The organism is Actinoallomurus liliacearum, from assembly GCF_039542035.1.
GTDB classification, from domain to species: Bacteria; Actinomycetota; Actinomycetes; order Streptosporangiales; family Streptosporangiaceae; genus Actinoallomurus; species Actinoallomurus liliacearum.
The window spans coordinates 20,691-44,790 of sequence record NZ_BAABHJ010000016.1 but is presented as its reverse complement, the minus strand read 5'-3'; the positions used below and the strand labels follow the sequence as shown (position 1 = coordinate 44,790).

Sequence of the window (24,100 nt, the reverse complement as noted above, 5' to 3'; positions counted from 1 at the left end):
CGTCGACCACGATGACCGGTATGTCCAATATCCTCAGCGCCGCGCCGGCTCCTCCCGAGGAGGCCGCCCGTCACTTCGCCGCCCGCCTGGCCTTCGAAACCGACGTGTCCGACGTCCACGCCGACCTGGAGGCCGGCGTGCCCGGCCTGGTCGTCGTCGACTCTCGCGGCGTCGAGGCGTGGGAGCAGTGCCACCTCCCCGGCGCCCTGCATCTGCCCACCGCGCTGATCGGGGAACGGGCCCCCGCCCTCGTCTCTCCGGACACGACGGTCGTCACCTACTGCTGGGGTCCGGGGTGCAACGGCGCGACCCGCGCCGCGCTGGCCTTCGCCCGGCTGGGCTACCGGGTGAAGGAGATGATCGGTGGCTACGAGTACTGGGCACGCGAGGGGTTCCCGGTCGAGACCGCGGCCGGGCGCCGCAGCAGGCCGGTCGACGAACTGACCGCCCCGGTGGCGAGCCCCTACTGCGGCTGCTAGCGCGGTCCGAGGAGGGCGGCGAAGCGGGCGGCCTGGACCTCCCAGCGCCACTCGCGCTCGACCCACGAACGCCCCTGCTTGCCCATCGCCTGCGCCGCGGACGGGTCGCGCAGCAGGCCGGTGACGGCGCCGGCGACCGCGCCCACCGAGTGGCCGTCGACCACGACGCCGGTCTCACCGTCGAGGACGGCGTCGGGGGCGCCGCCGGAGTCGCCCGCCACCACCGGCAGGGCGGTGGCGGACGCCTCGAGGTAGACGATCCCCAGGCCCTCGACGTCGAGCCCGCGATGGCGGGTCCGGCAGGGCATGGCGAACACGTCACCGGCGTCGTAGTGCGCGGGAAGCTCCTCCCAGGGGACCGTGCCGGTCAGGCGCACGGCGTCCGCCACGTCCAGCTCGACGCGGAGCCGGTCGAGCGTGGTGCGGTACGGGCCGCCGCCGACGATCAGGAGGGCGGCGTCCGGGACGGCCCGCAGCACCTGCGGCCAGGCGCGGATCAGCACGTCCTGCCCCTTGCGCGGGACCAGCCGGGAGACGCAGACCACGACCGGGCGGTCCGCCAGGCCGTACCGGGCCCGGATCTCCTCTCCCCCGGCGCCGGGGTGGAACACCGTCTCGTCGACGCCGGGGGCCAGCCGCCGCATCCGCGCCGCCGCCGCGGGCGACAGCGCGCGGACCATCCGGCTGCGGGTGTACTCGCCCAGATAGGTGAGCACGTCGACCTGGTCCCCGATCCGGCGCAGCAACCGGCGCGACCCGGGCAGCGCCGCCCACCCCGCCTCGTGACCGTGCGTGATCCCGACGAACCGCTCGACGCCGGACCGCCGAAGGCGCGGGGCCAGCAGCCCGAGCGGCGCCGCCGCGCCGAAGACCACCGAGTCACAGCCCTCCGCGCGGACGATCTCGGCGGCGCGCCGCAGCACGGACGGGACCGGGAGCATCAGCGGCCTGGGGTGCCGGACCACCGGGAACGGCTGTGCGGCGTCGAACTCCGGAGCGCCCTCCCACGTGGGGGCGTACACGATGAGGGAGCCCGGCGGCCGGCGGACCGCCAGGTTGTGCACGAACGCCTGGATCCCGCCCGGCCGGGGCGGGAAGTCGTTGGTCAGGACGAGCGTCTTCCCCATCGTTGTCAGCATCGCATGTGTTCTGTGATCACCTTTACGCGCCCCCGTGACCAGAGCGAAACAGGGAGTTAATGTGGTTACGCGCGTCCTGGCCGCCCGGTCCCCGCCCGGCCTGCGAAGTGTGCATGGCGGACCCGACGAGGCACGGCGGTGAGCTTCACGACGAGGAGGAGCCACCCATGACCGAGACCCCCCGACCCCCGACCCCCCTCTCCACGATCGCCGATCCCGCCCCGCTCGGGCTGGCGGCGTTCGCGCTGACCACCTTCCTTCTCTCGGCGAAGAACGCCGGGTGGACCGACGGCACGGACGCCTGGCTCGGCTACGCGTTCGCGTACGGCGGCCTGATCCAGCTGCTGGCCGGCATGTGGGAGTTCCGCAACCGGAACGTCTTCGGCGCGACCGCGTTCGCCTCCTACGGCGGGTTCTGGATCGGCCTCGGGCTGTACGTCCGCTGGGTCGCGCCCACGGCCGCGGCGACGGCGGCGGCCACGAAGGCGAACCCGGAGCACCTCATCCAGAACGACCTCGGCTGGATCCTGCTGGCGTTCGCGATCTTCAACACGTACATGCTCCTGTGGAGCACCCAGGTGACGGCGGCGGTCTTCGGGGTGTTCCTGACCCTGGAGCTCACCGAGATCATCCTGTTCATCGGCAACCTGTCGCACAGCAGCGGCGTGATCAAGTTCGGCGGCTGGGTGGGAGTCCTCACCGCCCTGGTCGCCTGGTACGCGTCCGCGGCCGGCGTGGTCAACGGGATGGGCGGCCGGTACGCGCTGCCGGTCGGCGGACCGCTCGGCGGGCCCCGCGCCGTGGAGACGGCCCCGGTCACGCAGTAACCGCCGCGCTCACCATCCGTACGCCCTCGCCCACGGCCGGCCGTGGGCGGGGGCGTACGCGGTGAGAGGCGCGGGCCCGGTCAGGGACGGACACTCGGCGGGGGCACCGCGACGTGGTGCAGGCGGGCCCACGCGCGGCCCATCGCGATGCGCTCCGGCCCGGAGGGGTGGGTGTTCCAGAGCGCGTAGGCGAACGGGCTCGGGGACAGGTCGTCGAGGTTGCGGAGGCTGAGCGACCGCTGCATCGCCGCGAACGTCGCCGGGTCCCGCGTCAGCTCGAGGGAGTGCACGTCGGCCCGGGCCTCGATGTGGCGGCTGACGAGGTTCTGCGCGGGCGCCGCCGCCTGGGCGAGAACGGTGACCGCGGCCAGCAGCAGCGCGGTCGACCGCGGGTCGGCCGCCGACCGTACGCCGGCCCGGCGCAGCAGGCGCGGCGAGGTCATCACCAGGTAGAGGACGCAGGCGCCGGTCGCGACCCCGAGGCCGCCGACGAGGGTGCCGGTCAGCACGTCGTTCCGCTTGGCGTGGCCGAGCTCGTGCGCGACGACGAGCTCGACCTCCTTCGGCGACTGGGACGCCAGGAGCGTGTCGTAGACGACGATACGCCGGGTCGAGCCGAACCCCGAGACGTAGGCGTTCAGCTCCGTCGTGCGCTTCGACGCGTCGGCGACGAGCACGTCGCTCACCGGTACGCCGTCCGCGCGCGCCATCCGGAGCAGGTCCGTGCGCAACGGCCCGGCGGGCATCGAGGTGAAGGAGTTGAACAGCGGCTCGACCACCACCGGGTAGGCGTACGAGACGGCGGTGACGAGCAGGAAGCCGCCGACGGCCGCGCCCGCCCACCAGTGCCGCGGAAAGCGGCGGATGAGCAGGTGCAGGCCGAGCAGCGCGACGATCCAGATGACGAGGCTCACCCCGAACCCGGTGAGCCGGTCGCCGAACCACGATCCCCAGCCCTGGGTCGACAGGCCGTACCGTCGCAGCACCGACTCCGACCACGCGCCGAACGGCAGCGCGACCAGCTGGGTCAGCGCGGACAGCACCAGCGCGACGGCGATCAGCCGCAGGCCCCACCGCCACGGCGCGGGCCTGGTGTCCGACGGGGACGGCCGCCTGACGACCCTGCCGAGCAGCCGGGCGCCCCAGGGCGTCAGGCCGAGGACGAGGACCACCACCAGGCCGGCGGCGAGCCCGGCGTACGCCGGACCGTCCATGGCCGCGCTGAACCTCTCGTTGCGCGCGATCTGCTCCCGCGTGAAGTCGAGCGCCGGATCCGCGGCGGCCCGCCCGCCGGACAGCGGATGCCAGGGGGTCACCGCCGCCACGACGACGACCAGCAGCGCGCCCAGCACCGCGGCGGCGACGGCCGCGGCGCGCCGGGGCGCCCCGCGCGGCTCCACTCGGGGAGCGGACCCGAGATCGGCCTCGGTGCGCACGGGCGACCCGGCGCCCTCCTGCTCGCCGGCCTCCGTCAAGTGAGCTCCTTCCGCAGGTAGGCCCGCCACTGCGCGGCGAACCGGCTCGCGTCGACGCCGAGCACGTCACGCAGGGCGCGGTCCTCGATGCGCGGGTCGCCGGCGTCGCCGGGTACGGCCTCGGCGGTCCGGTACACCCGGACCAGCCTGCCCTCACCGTAGCGCTCCGCGATCATCCGGCAGGCCAGCCACGCCTCCTCGTACGCGGCGGACAGGCGTTCGCCCGACCCGGTGAAGGCGCTCCGACCCGGCGGCGCCGCCGGCAGGCCGTCGGAGGAGATCAGACCGGCCAGCTCGCGCGCCGCCGCCCGCGTCGAGACACCGGCGTCCTTGTAGCCGACGTAGTCGGCCAGCCCTTCGACCAGCCACATGGGCGTGTGGCCGTCGCGGGCGCCGCCCATCGCGACGTGGACGAGTTCGTGGGTGAGGACGACGTGCCGGCCGAGGCCGTTCAGCCGGCCGAAGGCGGTGGGGGTGATGACCACGCGGTCCACGCCGCCGTCGGCCTCGCCCGCGCCGCCGCTGACGGTCGCGAGCGCGGCGATGTCGCCGAGGTTCCGGACGTCCCCGACGAGCTCCTCGGCCTGCTGCTCCGTCGCGGGCGCGAGCGCCACGACGCGCCGTGCCCAGCGGTCGCCCACGACCTTCGAGACCAGGCCGACCCCGGTGTCCAGCCGCCGGGCGATGTCGCGGAGTTCGGCGGTCCGCGTCTCCGCGCCCTCGGTGACTCCGGTGCCGTCTCCGACCCCCGTGCCGCCCTCGCCGAGGACCAGGCTGCGTTTGCCACGGATGACGGTCAGGTCCGGTCCGTCCCAGATCTGCGGATCGTCGCGCAGGCCGTGCGTGGAGCCGTCGCCGGACACGACCCAGCCGGTGCCCTGGTGCCGCTGGAAGGTGAGGTACTGGGTGTAGGCGGCGTCCTTCGTGTCGAAGCCGCGCAGCCGGTAGGTGAGCGTCAGCCGCGCCGTCCAGCCGTCGTCGGCGGCCGCCGCGGCGCGGGTGTCCGCGAGCGACTCGCGCCACGCCGCCAGGGGGACCTTCGCCAGGTTGTCGAACAGCGTCTCCTGCCCGGCGCGGAACGCCTGCGCCGACGGGTCGACGGTGGCGAGGAAGGCCGTGCGGTCATGAGTGAGGACGGCGCGGGAGCGGCGTTGCAGCAGCGTCGTCACCGTCGCCGGGCTCGGCGCGGGCACCGTGGCCGCGCTCCGCAACGAGGCGGCCGCGTGCCCCGTCTCGCGGTGCAGGGCCGCGTAGCCGACCGCGGTGACCAGTTGCAGCGCGATCGCCACCCCGGTCAGCGCGGCGACCCGTCCCTGCCAGGTGCCCGCCGATGACATGCGCGTGATGGTAGCGGGCGAAACTGAGAACGCCGGGGCCGTCCGTGCGGACGACCCCGGCGATGATCAGCGGACTCGGCACCGGATGGCGCGCCATCGCGGTGCCGGCCCGGCGGACGGTCCGGCTCAGTACGGCCGGGCCGCGCCGTAGAACGCGTGCTTGTAGTAGCTGTTGTTGTCGATCCGGATCTGCTTGATCCGCGTGCCGGTGTGCGACGCGTGGATCATGTAGATCTTGTGGCCGACGACCTTGGAGATGATCCCGGTGTGCTGGTTGCCGTTGAAGTACACCAGGTCACCGGCCGCGAGGTTCTTCCAGCGAATGTGCCGCTTGATGTGACGGTGCTGCTGGCCCGCGGTGCGCGGCAGCCGGACGCCGGCCTTGCGGTAGGAGTACTGCACCAGACCGGAGCAGTCGAACGTCTTGGGCCCGGCGCCCCCGTAGCGGTACCACTTGCCGATCTGCTTGCGGGCGATCGAGACCGCCTCCAGACCGACCTTGTGCCGCTGGCTCCAGGACTTGTGCTTCGTCGTCGCCTTGGCAACGGTGACGGCCGTCTGGGGGGTCGCGGCGTGCGCGGCGGTGGCCGTCAGGGCGACGGGTGCGAGGACCGCACCCGCGGCGACCATGCCTCCGGCGAGGCGGAGGCGCAGGGACGAAGCGGTCGAGGGGTTGCGAGACAGAGGTCTCTCCTTCCACTACGCCTACCGGGTTAGCTGTCGGGTTCGGGCTGGAAGCCGCCCTACGGCATGCCTGCGGGAGAACAGGCGCCCCGATTCACCCCCGTGAAAGCCGCGCCTTTCGGCGCGGTCGGTTCCCCGGCCCCGTGTGCCCACGGATTAGGCGTGCACGGCCACCCGCGGCCCGGTCGGGCCACTTCGGTGATGACCGTGTCTCTGCATCTCTGACAGACCGGAAGCGGCGTGTCCGCACGGCGCGTGTCGAACCGCACCCCGCTGACCGAGGCCCCCTCCGGCCGAGCGGCACATGGCGTGCGCCGCGATCCGCACCGTCGGTGCGGAAGATTCGAAAGGTGTCGACGCCGGCAGGCCGACCGGATCCGGTCCGCGCCTCGGTGCGCCGGCCGGGAGTCCGTCCCCCCGGCCTGTCGGCGTCCGTTGTTCAGTTGTCGGTCGGTCTCAGATGAGCCGGCCGCCGCCCATGAAGGTCGAGGTGTACCAGGCGTCGCTGAGGTTGGAGATCTTCACGACGTCGCCGGTGTGCGGGGCGTGCAGGAACTTGCCGTTGCCCAGGTAGAACCCGACGTGCCCGAGGTCATGGAAGAAGACGAGGTCACCGGGCTGCAGGTCGGCCTTGGAGATCCGGCGGCTGGCGTCCCACTGGTCCGGTACCCAGTGGTTGAGCTTGATGCCGACCTTGCGGTAGGCGACCATCGTGATCCCGGAGCAGTCCCAGGTGCTCGGGCCCGAGCCGCCGAAGACGTACGGCTTGCCGAGCTGGGCGCAGGCGAACTTCAGCACGGTCTCCGCCTTGCCCGAGGCGAGGACCGAGCAGTTCTCCTTGGAACTGCCCGGATCGATGCCGGCGCCGAGCTTGCGGACCAGCTTGAGCTGCCGCTGGATGGCCGCGTTGGCCTGCTTGCGCTGCGTCTCGAGCTGGTTCTTCTTGGCCGTGAGCTGCTGGGCGGCCTGGACGCGCAGCGCCTGCTCACGCTCCAGCCGCTGCGCGGAGGCGAGGTACTGCTGGAACTCCGCCGACCGGTTGTGCGCGATCTGGTTGAACGCCGACATCTGCGAGAGCACGGCGTCCGGGTCCTTGGAGCTCACCAGCTCGGGGATCGAGCCGTTGTCCCCGGTCTTGTAGGCGTCGACGGCGAGCTGCGCGACCCGCAGCCGCAGCTGCTGGAAGGTCTTGCGCTCGGCCTGCACCGACTTGCTCAGCGCGTTGACCCGGCTCTGGGCCGCCTTCCAGTCCGCCTTGGTCTGGTTGTACTGGTTGCTCAGCTGGTCGACCTTGTCGTTCAGCTGCGCGAGCTCCTTCTTCGCCGCGCTCAGCGAAGAGCCGGGGTCCGCGTGCGCGGGAACCCCCGGCAGGGCGAGCCCCGCGACGGCGACGAACCCGACGGTCGTCAGGAACCGGCGGCCGGTCCTGGGCATGATCGTACGCTCCTTGGCCATGATGATCCGTTCCTAGAGCGCGCCCGCGCCGACGTAATGCGAGCTGTACCAGGGGTTGCTCAGGCTGTCGATCTTGACGTACGAGCCCGTGTGCGGCGAGTGGATGAACTTGCCGCCGCCCACGTAGATGCCGACGTGCCCGAGGTTGTCGAAGAAGACCAGGTCGCCGGGGGACAGGGCGGACTGGGGAGTGACCCTGGTGGTGGCGTCGTACTGGTCCGGGACGACGCGGGGAATGGTCCTCCCCGCCGCCGCGTAGGCCTTCATCGTGAAGCCGGAGCAGTCGTACCGCGGGCCGGTGCCGCCGTAGAGGTACGGCGTACCGCACTTGCTGTAGGCCCACTCGAGTACGGTCCGCGCCTTGCCGGTCGCCGAGCCGTGGTAGCCACCGCCGCAGTTGCTCGCCACGGGACCGCTGTCACCGCCGCCGGAGTCCGCCGCCGGGCCCAGCTTCTTGACCAGGGCCTTCTGCTGCTCGACCGACTTCTCGATGGTCTTCTTCTTGGCGAGGAGAGCGTTCTTCTTCTGCACCAGGTCGGTGGTGCCCTGCTCGGCCTGCGCCTGCTGCCGCTGCAGCAACTGGGCGGCGTTGAGGAACTGGGCGAGCTCGGTGGAGCGGTTCTTGGACAGCTGCGCGAAGGCCGACATCTGGTCGAGCACCGTCTGCGGGTCCTTGGCCGAGACCAGGGCGGGGATGTCGGCGCCGTTCGAGCCGTTCTTGTACGCGGACGCGGCCATCTGCGCGACGCGGACGCGGAGCTCGGCCCACGACTGGCGCTGCTGCTTGACCGAGGCCTTGAGCGCCTTCAGCTTCTTGTCGGCCGCCGCCCACTGCTCTTTGGCCTTGTTGTAGTCGTTGTCCAGGTGGTCGACCTGGGAGTTCAGCTTGGCCAGTTTGGCCTTCGCCTGACTCAGCGTCTCCTTGGGCTTCGCCTCGGCCGTACCGGCCGGCAGAGCCAGCGCCGCTGAGGCGGCGACGCACAGGGTGGCCAACGTGCGACCGCGGATCCAGCCGCTCATCGGCCGTCCGACGGCTGAACCGTCGGCACTGCGCTCTGTTGCCACGATTTGCGGCACGCCCCTCTCCCACTGTCCGCCTACCGGGTTAGCTGACGGATTCGGGCGTGGAAGTCGCCCTACGGAGCGCGCAGCGCTCCGATTCACCCCTGAAACCTGGTTCCCCGGCTCGTCGTGCCGGTGAGGATCCTACGGCCCGGAACCCGGGCGTCCTCACCGAACGTGACGACTCGGCGGAAGCCGTCGCCGTCGCCTGGGGGGCGACGAACCAGCGACCGGCTCAGCGCGTGAGACTAGTCAAGTCTCACGCTGGTAACAACCGCTTCTCCGGGAATTCGAGCAATTCACGTCATTTGAGCAACAGGGCGCGCGCGGATGGTCACGATGCGCGGTCGATGGAGATCGTCATTCGCAGGGGCGGGATCAGCCCCTCCGCGGCGAGAATGCCCAGCGCGCGGCGCTCGAGTGGATCAAGGTCCAGGCCGGACTCGGGGATGGCGGGCATCATGGTGACGACGCAGTCGGCACAGCCGACGTTGCGTAGCTCACACTTGTCGCAGTCGATGAGCACGAATTCCTCCTCGTGTCGTCGTCATTGCCAGACGTTACGAGGACCCACCGACAATTCCCCGCGCAATATCGCGCGGGCCAGGGCGGGAACGGACGGTCAGGTGCGGCCGAGACGGCGGAGGAGGAGCGACGACGGCGCCGGCCGGGCGTCGGCCCGCCGGGCCGAGTCGCAGACCTCCTGGTCGGAGGAGATGACCACCACGGCGCGCCCGCTCGGCTCGGCGCGGACCAGGTGGCCGATCAGCTCGTCGGCCGTCTGACCGGGTTCGCTGAACAGCACGCGCACACCGCGCGGCGCCTGCACGGCGACGGGGGCGTTCAGCTCCGCGCCGTCGAAGACCACCGTCACCTCCGCCTTGGTCTGCGCGTGCAGCACGCCCAGGCCCGAGACGAGGCGGGACCGCTGGTCGGCGAGCGGCAGGTCGCCGTACCCGGTCTTGGTGACGTTGTAGCCGTCGACGATGAGGTGGACCTGCGGGAGGGTGAGCAACTGGTCCAGGAGCGCCGGGTCGCTGTCGGCCAGCGCCCGGCCGGGCAGCGTGCGGTGCCCGGGGCGGCTGGGCGTGATGCCGCCGACGCTGTCGGCCGGCCGGGTGATGCCGGGCGGCAGCGCGATCTCGTCGCGGAGCCCCTTGGCGGCGTCGGTGAGGGCGTCGAGGAGGACGCGCAGCCGGGCCTCGTCGACGTTGCGGCCCTCGCGGGCGGCGCGCCGGGCGCTCTCGGCGGCGGCCTCGGCGTGTGACAGGCGGCTGCGCAGCCGGCGCAGGTCCGCCTCGGCGGCGGCCGCCGCGACGGAGGACGCGGCGCGCTCCTCCCCCAGCCGCCGGTCGAGCTCCTCCGCCCGCGCGTGCTCCCGCTTCGCCTTGCCCCGCGCCTCGTGCAGCCGCTTGCGCAGCTCGGCGTTCTCGGTGCGCAGCTCACGCAGCTCGGCGCGGAGCTTCTCGGTCTCCTCCGACCGGGTGGCCTTCACCGCGGCGATCTGGTCCCGGAGCTCGGCGACCTGGCGCATGACCTTGGCGTCCTCGGCGGCCACCGCCGACCGCTCCAGGTCCCGGCGCGCGGTCTCGATCCGCTCGGCCCAGTCCGGCGGGCGCAGCAGGTACGCGAGGGCGGCAACGGTCACCGGGTCCGCGGCGGGCGGCACGGCGCCCGAGCCGACCGCCTCGGCCAGCACCGGCTCGCTCTCCCGTACGACGTCGGCGACACGCTCGCGGAACCCGCTGTCGTCCTCGAGCTGGGCGGCGATCAGCGTCGCGGCCAGCCGGGCGCGGCGCCGGGGCTCGAACCGGGCGACCCGCCGGAGCGGCGCCGGGACCTCGTCGGGGCGCAGCCCGCCGATGACGCCGGCCGCGGCCTCGACGACACGCTGGCGCACCGCTTCGGGGAGCGGCTGATCGAGGTGTTCGCCCGGGCCGGTGTCGATGGTCTGCTCCTCATGGTCGCGGGGCGGTGCGCCGGGACGCGTGCGCCGGGCTCCGTGTCGCCGTCGCTGCCCAGCGTAGACGCCTCGGCGACCTGCGGTCCGCAATCCCTCCGACGAATACCACAAGGTATCCGCGCGCCGGGCCGCCGCGCCGAATGTGGATACCGCGAGGTAGCCCCCGCACCCGGCCGCCGGAACGATTGTCGGTCTTCCCGCGTACGGTTCCGGCATGGCCTCCGTCGGCCCTGCGGTGCAGGGCACCCTCGATGACCTCGGCACCCCGCTGGCCGGCGTCACCTTCGTCGTCGTCGACCTCGAGACCACCGGAGGGTCGGCCAAGGAGGACGCGATCACCGAGATCGGCGCCGTCAAGGTGTGCGGCGGCGAGATCGTGGGTGAGTTCGCCACCCTCGTCGATCCCGGGATGGCGATCCCTCCCTTCATCTCGGTGATCACCGGCATCACGCAGCAGATGGTCGTGGCGGCTCCCCGCATCGGCGAGGTCCTGCCGTCGTTCCTGGAGTTCGCCAGGGGCGCGGTCCTGGTCGCGCACAACGCGCCGTTCGACATGGGCTTCCTGAAGGCCGCCTGCGCCGCGCAGGAGCGGCCCTGGCCGGCGCCGCCGGTGGTGGACACCGCCGACCTCGCGCGCCGCGTCCTCACCCGTGACGAGGTCCCCAACTGCAAGCTCGCCACCCTCGCCCGCTTCTTCCGCGCCCGTGTCGAGCCCTGTCACCGCGCGCTCACCGACGCCCGCGCGACCGTCGACGTCCTGCACGGTCTGCTGGAGCGCGCCGGGGCGTTCGGCGTGGAGTCCCTGGAGGAGCTCACCGGCTTCCAGCGCGCGCCGACGCCGGAGCAGCGGAGCAAACGCCACCTGGCCGACGGTGTGCCCGCCGCGCCGGGCGTCTACCTCTTCGAGGACGCGCGCGGCGAGGTGCTCTACGTCGGCAAGAGCGGCCGGCTGCGCAGCCGCGTCACCTCCTACTTCACCGCCTCGGAGACCCGCCGGCACGTCCGCGAGATGATCGGCATCGCCGAGCGGGTCCGCACCATCGTGTGCGCGAGCCCACTCGAGGCCGAGGTCCGCGAGCTGCGGCTCATCGCGGCGCACAAGCCGCGCTACAACCGCCGGTCGCGCCACCCGGAGCGGGCGGTCTGGCTGAAGCTCACCGCCGAGTCCTTCCCCCGGCTGTCGATCGTCCGGGAGGTGCGCGACGACGGCGCCGCCTACCTCGGCCCGTTCGGCAGCACCCGCACGGCCGAGGAGGCGCGCGCCGCCGTGCACGACGCCGTCCCCCTGCGCCAGTGCACCCAGCGGCTCACCCTGCGGCTGATCGAGACCCGCCGGGCCGCCACCTGCGCGCTCGCCGAGCTCGGCCGCTGCGGTGCCCCGTGCGAGGGCCGGCAGGCGCCGGAGGACTACTCCCGCCACGCCTCCCTGGCCCGGCGGATCCTGGAGGGCGACGTCCGCCCGGTCGTCGCCGCCGCGCGGGCCCGCATCGACCGGCTCGCCGGCGAGCTGCGGTACGAGGAGGCGGCGGTGCAGCGCGACCGGCTCGCCGCCTTCGTCCGCGGCGCGGCGCGCTGCCAGCGCCTGTCCGCCCTGGCCGGGCTCGCTCAGCTGGTCGCGGCCCGGCCGGCCTTCGACGGCGGCTGGGAGCTGCACGTCGTCCGCCACGGGCGCCTCGCCGCCGCCGGCACCGTCCCACCGCACGCCCACCCCGTCCCGTACGTCGAGGCGCTGGTCGCCACCGCCGAGACCGTACGGCCCGGCATCGGGGCCACCCCCCGGGCCTCCGCCGAGGAGATGGAGTGCGTGCTGCGCTGGCTCGACTCCCCCGGCGTGCGCCTCGTCGAGGTCGACGGCACATGGACCTGTCCGCCGCACGGCGCCGAGAGCGTGCGTCAGTGGATCGAGAGCGCCGCCGCACGCCCCGATTCCCGTAAGGTTGACCGCGCCGGTCGGCCGATGCGATAGGAGCAGGTGTGGCGCTGCCGCTGTACGACAACCAGCCGACGCGGCGCGCGCCTCTGGTCACCTACCTGCTGATCGCCGCCAACGTGGTCATCTTTCTGCTGTCGCCGATCGCCTCGATCGGCCACCACGACGAAGGCGTCGAACAGCGCCGGTGCGAGCAGGTGACGTTCCTGCTGAAGTACGGCGCCGTCCCGAAGGAGATGGTCTCGAACCGGCAGAGTCCGGTGCCGGAGGAGGTCGCCCACGTCTGCGCCCCGAAGCCGTTCCACAAGCGGCCGTGGCTGTCCGCGCTGTCGTCGATGTTCCTGCACGGCGGCGTCGCCCACATCCTCGGCAACATGGTGTACCTCTTCATCTTCGGCGCGGCGACCGAGGACCGCCTCGGACGGCTCCGGTTCCTGGTCTTCTACCTCCTGGTCGGCTACATCGCGGCGTACGGTTTCGCGATCACGTACCCCGGCTCCGACACCCCCCTGGTCGGCGCGTCGGGCGCCATCGCGGGCGTGCTCGGCTCCCACCTCGTGCTCTATCCGCGGTCGCGGACGATCGCGCTGATCCTGTCGATCTTCCCGTTCCGGCTGCCGTCCTGGACGCTGCTCGCCCAGTTCTTCGTGTTCCAGTGGCTCAGCCTCGGCGACAGCCAGAGCCAGACCGCGTACGTCGCGCACATCTACGGCTTCGTCGCCGGGGTGATCGTCGGCCTGCTCGTCCGGCGCGGCACCGTGGCCCGCAAGTCGGCCGCCCTCAGCTGGACCTAACCCCTCCACTAGGCTTTGCGACGGGCGATCCGACATCGCGCGCAACCCACGCAGGAGGCATTCCGTGATCACCGCCATCGTGCTCATCAAGGCCGACGTCTCGCGCATCCCGGAGGTCGCCGAGATCATCGCCGGCCTCGACGGCGTGAGCGAGGTCTACTCGGTGACCGGGGAGTTCGACCTGGTCGCGCTGGTGCGCGTGCGGCAGTACGAGCAGATCGCGGATGTCATCCCCGGCGGCCTGAACAAGGTCGCCGGCGTGACGCACACCGAGACCCACATCGCCTTCCGCACGTACTCCCAGCACGACCTGGAGGCCGCCTTCGCCCTCGGCCTGCCGGACGGGGACTGACCAGGCCGGGGCGAGCGGCGCCGGCGAGTCCGCCCGTGCCCGCCCCGGCGATCACGCTGCGGCCCGCGTAGGCGAGTCGCCCCTCGTGCTCGGCGCCTCTCCTTCCAGAACACGCGGAACGGCCCGCCACCCGGGATCGGGTGGCGGGCCGTACTCGTGTGCGGGTGGCGGTGTCAGTGGTGGCTGATCGCCCTGCTGCCGCCGGTGCCGCCGGGCTCGACGCCGCCCGCCTGGAGGTCCTCCTCCGCGTGCGGGCTGGTGTCGTCGTGCCCCTCGTCGTGACCGTCCGCCGGGACGTCGTCGGCGGTGAAGGCGCGGTTGAGGTTCTTGCGCAGCTTGCCCAGCGGGCCACGCGCGGACGGCGCCGGAACGCCGTTCTCGTCCTCGTCCTCGATCGCCAGCTCCGGCAGCGGCTTCTTGCCGGTGAGCACCGCCTTGTCCTCGTCGCGCGCCGGCTCGTGCACCTCGATGAACTCGCCGCTCGGCAGCCGCATGATGACGCCGGACTCGACACCGTGGTGCAGGATGTCCTGATCCTTGCGCTGCAGGCCGAGGCAGAGCCGCTTGGTGACGAAGTACGCGATGGCGGGGCCGATGAAGACGGCGAACCGGAAGAACCACGTCGTCGCGTACAGGGACACGTGGAACTTGTCGGCGAGGACGTCGTTACCGCCGGCCAGCCACAGCAGACCGTAGAACGTGACCGCGGTCATGCCGACGGCGGTACGGAACGGGGCGTTCCGCGGCCGGTCGGCGATGTGGTGGATCCGCTTGTCGCCGGTGGCCCACTGCTCGATGAACGGCCACAGGGCCGCGCCGGTCATGACGAGCCCCAGCGGCACGAGCGCGGGAACCAGGACGTTCCACGAGACCGTGTGACCCCACAGGTTGGTCTCCCAGTTGGGCATGATGCGCAGCGCGCCCTCGAGGAAGCCCATGTAGAAGTCGGGCTGCGAGCCCGCCGTGATCGAGTCGGGCGTGTACGGGCCGAACAGCCAGATCGGGTTGATCTGGGCGAACGTCGCGAGCAGCGCGATCACCGCGAAGGTGAACATGAAGAAGGCACCGGCCTTGATCATGAACACCGGGAAGAACGGCTTGCCGATGACGTTCTTCTCCGCGCGGTTCTTGCCCGGGAACTGGGTGTGCCCCTGGTGCCACAGGATCATGAAGTGCGCGCCGACCAGCGCCAGCAGGATGCCGGGGATCAGCAGAACGTGCACCGTGTACAGGCGCGGGATGAAGTCGTGGCCCGGGAAGTCACCGCCGAAGGCGAAGTAGAACAGGTACGTCCCGACCAGCGGGATCGACTGCATGACGCCCTGGGTGATCCGCAGACCGGTGCCGGAGAGCAGGTCGTCCGGCAGCGAGTAGCCGAACAGGCCCTCCAGCAGCGCCAGCGTGAACAGGCCCAGGCCGATCAGCCAGTTGACCTCGCGCGGCTTGCGGTACGCGCCGGTGAAGAAGACGCGCAGCATGTGCACCGTGAGCGAGGCCACGAACATGATCGCGGCCCAGTGGTGGATCTGCCGCATGAGCAGACCGCCGCGCACGTCGAAGCTGATGTTCAGCGTCGAGCTGTACGCCTCGCTCATGTGCACGCCGACGAGCTTGGTGTAATGCCCGTTGTACACGACCTCGGACATGCTGGGCTTGAACCACAGCGTCAGGAACGTGCCCGTCGCGAGCAGGATGATGAAGGAGTAGAGCGCGATCTCCCCGAGCATGAACGACCAGTGGTCGGGGAAGACCTTCTTCATCTTGCCGCGGAGGAATCCCGCGGTGCCGAAGCGCTCGTCGAGGAAGCCGATCGCGCCGTCGACCGCCTTCGGGGGTGCTTGCGTCGTCATTGGTCGCTCACCGATCCTCGCTCATCGAATCGGTCGCCGATGAGGGTTGTCATGCCTTGGGCCTCCCCCGCTCCCAGAAACTGGGTCCGACCGGCTCGTGGAAGTCGCTCGTCGCGATGAGGTAGCCCTCGGAGTCGACGCCGATGGGCAGCTGCGGCAGCGGCCGGGCCGCCGGACCGAAGATGACCTTGGCGGCGTCGAGCGCGTCGAACGTCGACTGGTGGCAGGGGCACAGGATGTGGTGCGTCGTCTGCTCGTACAGCGCGGCCGGGCAGCCGACGTGCGTGCAGATCTTGGAGTAGGCGATGATGCCGCCGACGTTCCAGTTCTCCCGGCCCTTCTTGACCTTGAGCTGGTCCTCCGGAACGTTGATCAGCAGCACCGTGGCCTTGGCGAGCTCGTCGAGGTTGTCCTCGGCGCCCTCCGGGATGACGGTGATGATGCCGCCCGGGGAGTTGAAGTCGGACGGCTTCAGCGGCTGGCCGGTGCCGTCGACGACGAGCCGGGTGCCCTTCTTCCACGAGGTGTGGCGGAGCTTCTTCTCCGGCAGCGGGCCCAGGTCGCGCAGCAGGATCAGCGGGAGCAGACCCAGCGGCGCGGAGGCCAGCAGCAGCGAGCGGCGCAGCAGCGGCCGCTTGGTGATGCCGCTCTCCTCGGCGCCCTGGAGGAAGTACTCGTTGAAGACCTGCCGGTCCTCGGCCGGGGACTCCAGGTCGTGCCGCTCCTGGATGATCTCCTTGGTCGCCATCAGGTGACGAACCCAGATCGTCATGCCGACGGCCATGCCGAGGAAGATCACCGTGAGCGCGCTGCCCAGGGCGTAGTTCGAGTGCATCGCGCGGACGATGTCGTCGTTGCCGACGTGGCCGGGCCACACGGCGTAGAAGACGATGAACGCGACGCCCGCGAGGAAGGTCAGGAAGAAGAAGAACGCCGCCGCACGCTCGGCCTTGCGCGCCTTCACCGGGTCGAGCTTGTACCCGGTGCTCTCCCCGCCGTCACCCTCGGACGGCAGCAGGTCATGGCTCTGCACCTGCGGCGGAGTGCCGATGACGCGCTTGGGCGCCCGCTCCTCTTCGGAGGGCGCTCCGTGAGTCTCGTTGGTCTCAGACATTGTGCTTCTTCTTGGGCTTCCTGGCGGTGATCCACATCGCCGCGATGACGATCAGTCCGAGTCCGACCAGCCAGCCGGCCAGGCCCTCGGCCACCGGGCCGACCCGGCCGAGACCGTTGCCGCCGGGGTTCGGCTCGCTGCGGGTCTGGGTGACGTACGCGATGACCGCCCGCTTCTGCGCCGGCGTCAGCGTGGTGTCGTTGAAGACCGGCATGGCCTGCGGACCGGTGAGCATGGCCTCGTAGATCTGCTCGGGCGTCGCCTTGTCCAGCGGCGGAGCGTACTTGCCTCCGGTCAGTGCCCCACCGGAGCCGGCGAAGTTGTGGCACTGCGCGCAGTTCGCCCGGAAGAGCTTGCCGCCCATGGCCGCGTCGCCGCTCGCCGGGTCGACCTGGTCCTTCGACGGGATCGCGGGGCCGCCGCCGAGAGAGGCGATGTACGCGGCGATCTGACGCGTCTGCTCCTCGTTGAAGACCGGCTTCTTGCGCGGAATCTGCGCGCCGAGGTTCATGGCGGGCATCCGCCCGGTGCTGACCTGGAAGTCGACCGAGGCCGCGCCGACGCCGAGCAGGCTGGGGGCGTTCTTCGTACCCTCGGCGTTGGCTCCGTGGCAGCTCGAGCAGGCCTGGTTGAACAGCTGCTTGCCCTTGGCCACGTCCTGGTCCGACGCCGCCGCGGCGGCCGCCTGTGCTCGGTCAGTGCGCGGCGAAACACCGGCGTAGGCGACGCCGATGATCGCGAGCGCGGCCAGCACAACGGCGTAGCCCGCCCACGGGCGCCGTCGCCATGCGGTGATCCATTTCACGGAAGAGATCCCTCGTTCTGGGTCAGGTGAAGATCTTGTCGATCCCGTAGATGGTGAAGAACAGCCCCACCCAGACCGCATCGACAAAGTGCCAGTAGTAGGACACGACGATGGCGCTCGTCGCCTGCTCATGTGTCCAGCGCTTCGCGGCGTACGTGCGTCCCAGCATGAAGATGAACGCGATCAGTCCACCGGTCACGTGCAGGCCGTGGAAGCCCGTGGTCAGGTAGAAGACCGAGCCGTACGCGCTGCTGGAGATCGTCGTGCCCTCGTGAATGAGACTGCGGTACTCATTCAGCTGGCCGGCCACGAAGACCGCGCCCATGAGGAAGGACAGGACGTACCACTCGCGCAGACCCCAGCGCTTGAGGTTGAAGATCGACCCCAGGCGCCTGACCTGACCCCGTTCCGCGGCGAACACGCCCATCTGGCAGGTCACACTGGACATCAGCAGGATGAAGGTGTTGGCCGAGGCGTACGGGATGTCCAAGTGGGCCTGGGGCCACGCGCCGCCGTCCCCCTTGGTCACCGACCGGATGGTGAAGTACATCGCGAACAGCGCCGCGAAGAACATGAGCTCAGACGACAGCCACACGATCGTGCCCACGCTTACGAGGTTGGGCCGGTTGGCGTGGGACCGGGGTGCCGTTTCTGTCGCGGTTGCTGTTGCCACGGGCAGCATTATTGCGGCACCTGCCCGCGCTCCGTGCAGGACCCCCCTGTAGAGGCGATTCGCCTCCTCACAGCACGTCGCCCGCGCCCCGGACGGACGGCCCTACCCGCCGCCGCGCCATCTCCCGGTAGCATCGAGCACGTATCACGCGACCACGTAACCCATGGATGAGCCGATGAGCACCGAAGAGACCATGAAGGTCCTCGTATTCAGCGACGACGCGAACACCCGCAACGAGGTGCGACTCGCGATCGGCCGCCGCCCCGCGCCCGGCCTGCCGAAGGTCGAGTTCGTCGAGGTCGCGACGGAGCCCGCGGTTTTCGTCCACCTCGACAGGGGCGACATCGACGTGGTGATCCTCGACGGCGAGGCGCGCCCGGCCGGCGGCATGGGCATCTGCCGGCAGGCCAAGGACGAGATCTACCACTGCCCGCCGATCATGGTCATCATCGCCCGCCGCGACGACGGCTGGCTGGCGACCTGGTCCCGCGCCGACGCCGTGGCCTCCCAGCCGATCGACCCGGTCGCGCTGGCCGAGGGCGTCGCCGACCTGATGCGCCGCCGCCTGGAGGGGCGCGTCGGCGACTCCGAGCCCCGCCTGTCCGTCCAGTAGCCGTCCGCCGCCGCGGACGCCGGCGTACCCCGAAGAGGCACCCATGGACCCGCGTACGACGTGGCCCGCGCTCCTCAACGCGCTGATCGACGGCGAGTCGCTGTCATCGGACGAGACCGCCTGGGCGATGAACGAGATCATGTCCGGTCAGGCGACCGACGTGCAGATCGCCGGTTTCGCGGTCGCGCTGCGGGCCAAGGGCGAGACCGTCGCCGAGGTCGCGGGGCTCGCCGAGGGGATGCTCGGGCACGCGCGGCCCATCACCGTGCCCGGCCGCGCGGTCGACCTCGTCGGCACCGGCGGGGACCGCGCGCACACCGTCAACGTCTCCACCATGGGCGCGATCGTCGCCGCCTCCGTCGGCGCGCGCATGGTCAAGCACGGCAACCGTGCCGCGTCGTCGTCCTGCGGCGCCGCGGACCTGCTCGAGGAGCTCGGCGTCGTCATCGACCTGCCGCCGGAGGCGACGGCCCGGGTCGCCGACGAGGTCGGCATCACGTTCCTCTTCGCGCCGCTCTACCACTCCGCGCTCAAGTACGCCTCGAAGACGCGCGCCGAGCTGCGGGTGCCGACGGTGTTCAACTTCCTCGGGCCGCTCACCAACCCGGCCCGGCCCTCCGCTCAGGCGGTGGGCGTGTTCCACCCGCGCATGGCGGGGATCATGGCCGGAGTGTTCGCCGAGCGCGGCTGCTCGTCGCTGGTGTTCCGCGGCGACGACGGGCTCGACGAGCTGACCACCACCTCCACGTCGGTCATCTGGGTGGTCCGCGACGGCACCGCCACCGAGACCGTCTTCGACCCGGCCGACCTCGGCATCCCCCGAGCCACCCCGGACGACCTGCGCGGCGCCGACGCCGCGCACAACGCCCGCGTGGCCCACGCGGTGCTGGGCGGGGAGCGCGGCCCGGTGCGCGACATCGTGGCCCTCAACGCCGCGGCGGCGCTCGTGGTGGCGGAGGGCGCCCCTCAGGCCGACGCGCTGACCGAGACGCTCGCGGCGGCGTACGCCCGCGCCCTGGAGGCCATCGACTCCGGTGCGGCCGCCGCCCTGCTGGACCGCTGGATCGCCGCCACCCGCCGCCACGCGGCCTGAGCCCCACCGCGCCGCCTGAATTCCGCGGCGCGCCACGACGCACGCCGTCGGCCGCTCCCGTCGGCGCCCAGCCTGCCGCGACCCTCACCCGGCCTTGAGGCGCGGGTGCGGACTCTCGGTGCCTGCGCGGAATGCTCGGTGAACGTCGCGCGCCCGACCGCGCACGTGGGGCGAAGCCGGCTGAGCCGGGCGGGCCGCTGTGGTGTTCGCCGAGACTTCTGTACGGCCCATGACATACGGAAGGCCGGCACCGCCTGCGCGGTGCCGGCCTTCCGTTGCCTCTGCCTCAGTGCGAGAAGTGGCCTCGGTAGTACTCGAAGACGAACCCGATCGCCGCGAGGACGACCCCGAGCATCCCGATGAGCAGCAGCCACCAGCCGAACACGGCGCCGAGCGCGGCCGTCGCGGCGGCGAGCGCCGTGAACAGCGGCCACCAGCTGTGCGGGCTGAAGAACCCGAGCTCACCGGCGCCCTCGGCGATGTCGGCGTCCTTGTCGTCCTCCGGCCGCGGGTCGATCCGCCGGCCGGTGAACAGCAGGTAGAAACCGGTGAGGCCCGCCAGGCCGATGGTCAGCGCCAGCGCCGTCGTACCGGTCGGGTCGTGCGACCACAGCCAGTAGATGGCGTCCATCACCGCGAAGAACAGGGCGCAGAAGACGAACAGGTAACCCTCGATCTTCATGTCAGTCCTCCTTCCCGGCTCCGGCCGTCACCGCGGCCTGGTCCGTGTGCGGGTAGTGCAGATCGAACGCCGGGCGCTCCGACCGGATCCGCGGAATCGAGGTGAAGTTGTGCCGCGGCGGCGGGCAGGACGTCGCCCACTCGAGCGAGTTGCCGAAGCCCCACGGGTCGTCGACGTTCACCCGCTTGCCGCTCTTCGCCGTGATGAAGACGTTCCACAGGAACGGGATCATCGACACTGCGAGGATGAACGCGCCGATGGTCGAGACGACGTTCAGCGCGGTGAACTGCTTGGCGTAGTCCGGGACACGCCGCTGCATGCCCTCCGCGCCGAGCCAGTGCTGGACCAGGAAGGTGGTGTGGAAGCCGATGAACAGCAGCCAGAAGTGGATCTTCCCGAGGGTCTCGTTGAGCATCTTCCCCGTCATCTTGGGCCACCAGAAGTAGAAGCCCGCGAACATCGCGAAGACCACGGTGCCGAACAGCACGTAGTGGAAGTGCGCGACGACGAAGTAGGAGTCGTTGAGCTGGAAGTCCAGCGGCGGCGAGGCCAGGATGATGCCGGTCAGGCCGCCGAACAGGAACGTCACCAGGAAGCCGATCGACCAGAGCATCGGCGTCTCGAACGTCAGGTGCCCGCGCCAGATCGTGCCGACCCAGTTGAAGAACTTCACACCGGTCGGGACCGCGATCAGGAACGTCATGAACGAGAAGAACGGCAGCAGCACCTGGCCGGTGGGGAACATGTGGTGCGCCCACACGGTCACGGACAGGCCCGCGATCGCGATGGTGGCGCCGACCAGGCCGATGTAACCGAACACCGGCTTGCGGCTGAACACCGGCAGGATCTCGGTGATGATGCCGAAGAACGGCAGCGCGACGATGTAGACCTCTGGGTGGCCGAAGAACCAGAACAGGTGCTGCCAGAGCATCGCACCGCCGGTGGCCGGGTCGAACACGTGCGCGCCGAGCTTACGGTCGGCCTCCAGGGCCAGCAGCGCGGCGGCGAGCACCGGGAACGCCATCAGCACGAGGATCGAGGTCAGCAGGATGTTCCACGTGAAGATCGGCATCCGGAACATCGTCATGCCGGGCGCCCGCATGCAGAAGATCGTCGTGATGAAGTTGACGCCACCGAGGATCGTGCCGAGGCCGGAGAGCGTCAGACCCATGATCCACAGGTCGCCGCCGACCTCCGGGGACCGGACGATGTCCGAGAGCGGGGTGTAGGCGTACCAGCCGAAGCTGGCGGCGCCGCCCGGCGTGAGGAATCCGATGAGCGTGATGCTGCTGCCGAACAGGAAGAAGTAGAAGCTCAGCATGTTCATGCGCGGGAACGCCACGTCCGGCGATCCGATCTGCAACGGCATGATGACGTTGCCGAAGCCGATGAACAGCGGCGTCGCGAACATCAGCAGCATGATCGTGCCGTGCATGGTGAACAGCTGGTTGAACTGCTCGTTGCTCAGGAACTGCAGGCCCGGCTTGGCCAGCTCGCTGCGCATGAGCAGCGCCATGATGCCGCCGATGCCGAAGAACACGAACGACGTGATCAGGTACATGTACCCGATCACCTTGTGGTCCGTGGACGTGAGCCACGACACGAGGACGCGGCCCTTGCTCGGCCGCGGCCGGAACGCCGGCGCGGAGGGGGTGGAATGAGTGATGGTCGTGGTCACTGAGCGCTCCCGCTCGCCTGGTGGCTCGAGATGAACTGCTGGAACTCCTGCGGCGTGACGATCTTCACCTGGAAGAGCATCCGGCTGTGGTCGACGCCGCAGAACTCAGCGCAGCGTCCCTCGAACGTCCCCGTCTTGGTCGGGGTGACCTCGAAGTCCTGTCCGCTGCGGGCACCGGGAAGGATGTCCCGCTTGAAAATGAACGAGGGGACCCAGAAGGAGTGGATGACGTCCGTCGAGACCAGGTGGAAGCGTACCCGCTGCCCGACCGGGATGACGAGGACGGGCTTGTTGGTGGCGTCGGGGCTCGTGGGCTGACCGACGATCGGCTTCGTGTGGTACTGCGGGTAGTCGAACTGCCAGCTCCACTGGAAGGCGGTCACGTTGACCTGCGTGACCTGGCCCGGATCGTTCGTCTTGCTGACCTTGTTGAGATACGTCTCGTCGCGCGCGGTGAAGTAGAACAGCACCGCGATGATGATGAACGGCACGACGGTGTAGAGCATCTCGATCGGCAGGTTGTACCGGACCTGCGGCGGCAGCTGGTCAGAACGCTTGCGGTGGAACAGCACCGCCCAGATGATCAGCCCCCACACGAGCGCACCGACGACGAACGCCGCGATCCATGACCCCTGCCACAGGGTCACGACGCGCTTGGCCTGCTCGGTCACCGGTGTCGGCAGACCGAGACGCTTGCCTTGGCCTGAGCACGCCGTCGTGGCGAGCGCCAACATGGAGAGCACCACGGCGCCCTGCAGCATGCGTCGCCGCGGGCTCGGCGCTCCAGTGCGCACGTGCATGTGCCGCTTCCTACGGCGGGTCGGACTCACGGATTGCCTTCCCACGATGAAGCCCGAATCTCCGGGCGATCAGTTCGATGTTCACGCTTGTCGACCAAACATTAGCGTGAGGGTCGCGGACACCCACTTGGGACCCCCATTAGTGTCTTCTTCGTGGCCTACTTCGATGCGGCGTCCACCGAATCCCTGCATCCGGCGGCCCGGGACGCCCTTGTCTCCGCGCTGGACGGCGGCTGGGCCGACCCGCAGCGGCTCTACGGCGACGCGCGGCGCGCCCGGCTGCTGCTCGACCAGGCGAGAGCCAAGGTCGCCGTCGCGTTCGGCGTGCGCCCCGACGAGACGTACTTCACCTCCTCCGGCACCCAGGCGGTGCACCTGGCGATGCTGGGCACCCTGTCGGCCCGCCGCCGGACCGGCCGCCACCTGGTGGTCGGCGCCGTCGAGCACTCCAGCGTCCTGCACACCGCGGCGCTGCACGAGCGCGAGGGCGGGAAGGTGACCACGGTCGGCGTGGACCGTACGGGCCGGGTCGACCCGGAGGAGTTCGCGGCGGCGCTGCGCCCCGACACGGCACTGGCCTGCCTGCAGTCCGCGAACCACGAGGTCGGCACGCTGCAGCCGGTCGCGGAGGTGGCCGAGGCGTGCCGCGCGGCGCGCGTCCCGTTGTTCGTCGACGCCGCGCAGTCCGCCGGCCGGATCGAGGTGCCCACCGGCTGGTCGCTGCTCGCCGCCAGCGCCCACAAGTGGGGCGGTCCGCCGGGCGTCGGCGTCCTCGTCATCCGGAAGAACACCCGGTGGCGGTCGCCGCTCCCGGAGGACGAGCGTGAGGGCCGCCGGGTCCCCGGGTTCGAGAACGTTCCCGGAGCCGTCGCCGCTGCCGCGGCGCTGGAGGCGTACGCGGCCGAGCTGGAACGCGACGGCCCACGGCTGTCCGCACTGGTCGACCGGATCCGCGACCGCGTGCCGCAGCTCGTCGAGGACGTCGAGGTCATCGGCGACCCCGTACGCCGCCTGCCGCACCTGGTGACGTTCTCCTGTCTGTACGTCGAGGGCGAGGCGCTCCTCACCGAACTAGACCGGCTCGGTTTCGCCGTTTCTTCCGGCAGCTCCTGTACGGCCGATACGCTGCGTCCCAGCCACGTCCTGGAGGCAATGGGGGTGATTACCCACGGGAACGTCCGGGTATCGCTCCCTCGCGGAACCAGCGCGACCGACGTCGACCGTTTCCTCGCGGTTCTTCCCGGAGCCGTGGCCAGACTCCGCCGTACGGCGGGGGTGACCAGTCAGTGAGTAGG

23 protein-coding genes and 2 riboswitches are annotated in these 24,100 nt (G+C 70.9%); of the genes, 8 read left to right on the top strand and 15 right to left on the bottom strand.

Translation table 11 applies throughout. The annotated features are described in order from the left end of the window. Positions 1 to 20: 20 nt before the first annotated feature. Positions 21 to 479, top strand: coding sequence for a rhodanese-like domain-containing protein (locus tag ABD978_RS22880; protein WP_425550745.1), 459 nt, complete (start codon positions 21 to 23; stop codon positions 477 to 479). Here the strand turns inward: ABD978_RS22880 and ABD978_RS22875 are convergent. After that, positions 476 to 1,606: a glycosyltransferase family 4 protein gene (locus ABD978_RS22875; protein WP_345358001.1), complete on the bottom strand. Its 1,131-nt coding sequence runs from the start codon at positions 1,604 to 1,606 to the stop codon at positions 476 to 478. The genes ABD978_RS22880 and ABD978_RS22875 overlap by 4 nt on opposite strands. A gap of 179 nt (positions 1,607 to 1,785) precedes the next feature. Between ABD978_RS22875 and ABD978_RS22870 the strand changes: the two genes are divergently transcribed. Then, the gene (locus tag ABD978_RS22870; RefSeq protein ID WP_345357998.1) at positions 1,786 to 2,445 is read left to right on the top strand and encodes an acetate uptake transporter; all 660 of its coding nucleotides are present in this window, start codon (positions 1,786 to 1,788) and stop codon (positions 2,443 to 2,445) included. Positions 2,446 to 2,525: 80 nt separating this feature from the next. Here the strand turns inward: ABD978_RS22870 and ABD978_RS22865 are convergent, their stop codons facing one another. The 7 genes from ABD978_RS22865 to ABD978_RS22835 all read right to left on the bottom strand — a co-directional run bounded on the left by ABD978_RS22865 (position 2,526) and on the right by ABD978_RS22835 (position 10,358). Beyond that, positions 2,526 to 3,920: a M48 family metallopeptidase gene (locus tag ABD978_RS22865; RefSeq protein WP_345357995.1), complete on the bottom strand. Its 1,395-nt coding sequence runs from the start codon at positions 3,918 to 3,920 to the stop codon at positions 2,526 to 2,528. Further along, on the bottom strand, positions 3,917 to 5,257 hold the full coding sequence (locus ABD978_RS22860) for a gluzincin family metallopeptidase (RefSeq protein WP_345357992.1): 1,341 nt from the start codon (positions 5,255 to 5,257) through the stop codon (positions 3,917 to 3,919). The genes ABD978_RS22865 and ABD978_RS22860 overlap by 4 nt, the downstream gene beginning before the upstream one ends. 126 nt (positions 5,258 to 5,383) lie before the next feature. Continuing rightward, complete coding sequence (locus ABD978_RS22855; RefSeq protein WP_345357989.1) at positions 5,384 to 5,887, bottom strand: C40 family peptidase; 504 nt, start codon at positions 5,885 to 5,887, stop codon at positions 5,384 to 5,386. A gap of 57 nt (positions 5,888 to 5,944) precedes the next feature. Beyond that, positions 5,945 to 6,114: riboswitch (cyclic di-AMP (ydaO/yuaA leader) on the bottom strand. Between the two features lie 283 nt (positions 6,115 to 6,397). Continuing rightward, complete coding sequence (locus ABD978_RS22850) at positions 6,398 to 7,375, bottom strand: C40 family peptidase (RefSeq protein WP_345357986.1); 978 nt, start codon at positions 7,373 to 7,375, stop codon at positions 6,398 to 6,400. A 33-nt stretch (positions 7,376 to 7,408) separates the two neighbouring features. After that, a complete protein-coding gene (locus ABD978_RS22845) occupies positions 7,409 to 8,416 on the bottom strand; it encodes a C40 family peptidase (RefSeq protein ID WP_345357983.1) in 1,008 nt (335 codons plus the stop codon). Positions 8,417 to 8,474: 58 nt separating this feature from the next. Beyond that, a riboswitch (cyclic di-AMP (ydaO/yuaA leader) is annotated at positions 8,475 to 8,606 on the bottom strand. A gap of 186 nt (positions 8,607 to 8,792) precedes the next feature. After that, on the bottom strand, positions 8,793 to 8,984 hold the full coding sequence (locus tag ABD978_RS22840; protein ID WP_345357980.1) for a hypothetical protein: 192 nt from the start codon (positions 8,982 to 8,984) through the stop codon (positions 8,793 to 8,795). Positions 8,985 to 9,080: 96 nt separating this feature from the next. Further along, positions 9,081 to 10,358 (bottom strand): NYN domain-containing protein, encoded by a 1,278-nt coding sequence (locus ABD978_RS22835; protein WP_345357977.1) that lies wholly within the window; start codon positions 10,356 to 10,358, stop codon positions 9,081 to 9,083. Between the two features lie 277 nt (positions 10,359 to 10,635). Here ABD978_RS22835 and ABD978_RS22830 point away from each other — a divergent pair, with 277 nt between their 5' ends. The 3 genes from ABD978_RS22830 (at position 10,636) to ABD978_RS22820 (ending at position 13,497) form a co-directional block, all read left to right on the top strand. Continuing rightward, positions 10,636 to 12,387: a DEDD exonuclease domain-containing protein gene (locus ABD978_RS22830; protein WP_345357974.1), complete on the top strand. Its 1,752-nt coding sequence runs from the start codon at positions 10,636 to 10,638 to the stop codon at positions 12,385 to 12,387. An 8-nt stretch (positions 12,388 to 12,395) separates the two neighbouring features. Continuing rightward, positions 12,396 to 13,145, top strand: a complete 750-nt coding sequence (locus ABD978_RS22825; RefSeq protein ID WP_345357971.1) for a rhomboid family intramembrane serine protease — start codon at positions 12,396 to 12,398, stop codon at positions 13,143 to 13,145. A gap of 64 nt (positions 13,146 to 13,209) precedes the next feature. Further along, a complete protein-coding gene (locus ABD978_RS22820) occupies positions 13,210 to 13,497 on the top strand; it encodes an Lrp/AsnC family transcriptional regulator (protein WP_345357968.1) in 288 nt (95 codons plus the stop codon). A 173-nt stretch (positions 13,498 to 13,670) separates the two neighbouring features. On the opposite strand, the gene qcrB is transcribed toward ABD978_RS22820, so the two are convergent. The 4 genes from qcrB to ctaE are packed head-to-tail and all read right to left on the bottom strand — an operon-like array spanning position 13,671 to position 17,948. Continuing rightward, on the bottom strand, positions 13,671 to 15,347 hold the full coding sequence (gene qcrB / locus ABD978_RS22815) for a cytochrome bc1 complex cytochrome b subunit (protein ID WP_345357965.1): 1,677 nt from the start codon (positions 15,345 to 15,347) through the stop codon (positions 13,671 to 13,673). A 49-nt stretch (positions 15,348 to 15,396) separates the two neighbouring features. Continuing rightward, complete coding sequence (gene qcrA / locus ABD978_RS22810; protein WP_345357962.1) at positions 15,397 to 16,461, bottom strand: cytochrome bc1 complex Rieske iron-sulfur subunit; 1,065 nt, start codon at positions 16,459 to 16,461, stop codon at positions 15,397 to 15,399. Next, positions 16,454 to 17,266 (bottom strand): cytochrome bc1 complex diheme cytochrome c subunit, encoded by an 813-nt coding sequence (gene qcrC / locus ABD978_RS22805; RefSeq protein WP_345357959.1) that lies wholly within the window; start codon positions 17,264 to 17,266, stop codon positions 16,454 to 16,456. Before qcrC ends, qcrA begins: the two co-directional genes overlap by 8 nt. 22 nt (positions 17,267 to 17,288) lie before the next feature. Beyond that, on the bottom strand, positions 17,289 to 17,948 hold the full coding sequence (ctaE, locus tag ABD978_RS22800; RefSeq protein WP_345357956.1) for an aa3-type cytochrome oxidase subunit III: 660 nt from the start codon (positions 17,946 to 17,948) through the stop codon (positions 17,289 to 17,291). Between the two features lie 166 nt (positions 17,949 to 18,114). Here ctaE and ABD978_RS22795 point away from each other — a divergent pair, with 166 nt between their 5' ends. Together ABD978_RS22795 and trpD are read left to right on the top strand one after the other, a co-directional pair. After that, complete coding sequence (locus tag ABD978_RS22795; RefSeq protein ID WP_345357953.1) at positions 18,115 to 18,552, top strand: hypothetical protein; 438 nt, start codon at positions 18,115 to 18,117, stop codon at positions 18,550 to 18,552. 43 nt (positions 18,553 to 18,595) lie between these two features. After that, complete coding sequence (gene trpD / locus ABD978_RS22790; protein ID WP_345357950.1) at positions 18,596 to 19,645, top strand: anthranilate phosphoribosyltransferase; 1,050 nt, start codon at positions 18,596 to 18,598, stop codon at positions 19,643 to 19,645. Positions 19,646 to 19,931: 286 nt separating this feature from the next. Here trpD and ABD978_RS22785 read toward each other — a convergent pair whose 3' ends face one another. Genes ABD978_RS22785 through ctaC form a run of 3 tightly spaced genes read right to left on the bottom strand, consistent with a single transcriptional unit; the run spans position 19,932 to position 22,805 of the window. Continuing rightward, positions 19,932 to 20,327: a cytochrome c oxidase subunit 4 gene (locus tag ABD978_RS22785; protein ID WP_345357947.1), complete on the bottom strand. Its 396-nt coding sequence runs from the start codon at positions 20,325 to 20,327 to the stop codon at positions 19,932 to 19,934. Between the two features lies 1 nt (position 20,328). Further along, positions 20,329 to 22,005 carry an aa3-type cytochrome oxidase subunit I gene (gene ctaD, locus ABD978_RS22780; RefSeq protein WP_345357944.1) on the bottom strand — a complete coding sequence of 559 codons (1,677 nt, stop codon included), beginning with the start codon at positions 22,003 to 22,005 and terminating at the stop codon, positions 20,329 to 20,331. Next, complete coding sequence (ctaC, locus tag ABD978_RS22775) at positions 22,002 to 22,805, bottom strand: aa3-type cytochrome oxidase subunit II (protein WP_345357941.1); 804 nt, start codon at positions 22,803 to 22,805, stop codon at positions 22,002 to 22,004. Before ctaC ends, ctaD begins: the two co-directional genes overlap by 4 nt. A 153-nt stretch (positions 22,806 to 22,958) precedes the next feature. Between ctaC and ABD978_RS22770 the strand changes: the two genes are divergently transcribed. Then, positions 22,959 to 24,095: a cysteine desulfurase family protein gene (locus ABD978_RS22770; protein WP_345357938.1), complete on the top strand. Its 1,137-nt coding sequence runs from the start codon at positions 22,959 to 22,961 to the stop codon at positions 24,093 to 24,095. Positions 24,096 to 24,100 lie beyond the last annotated feature (5 nt).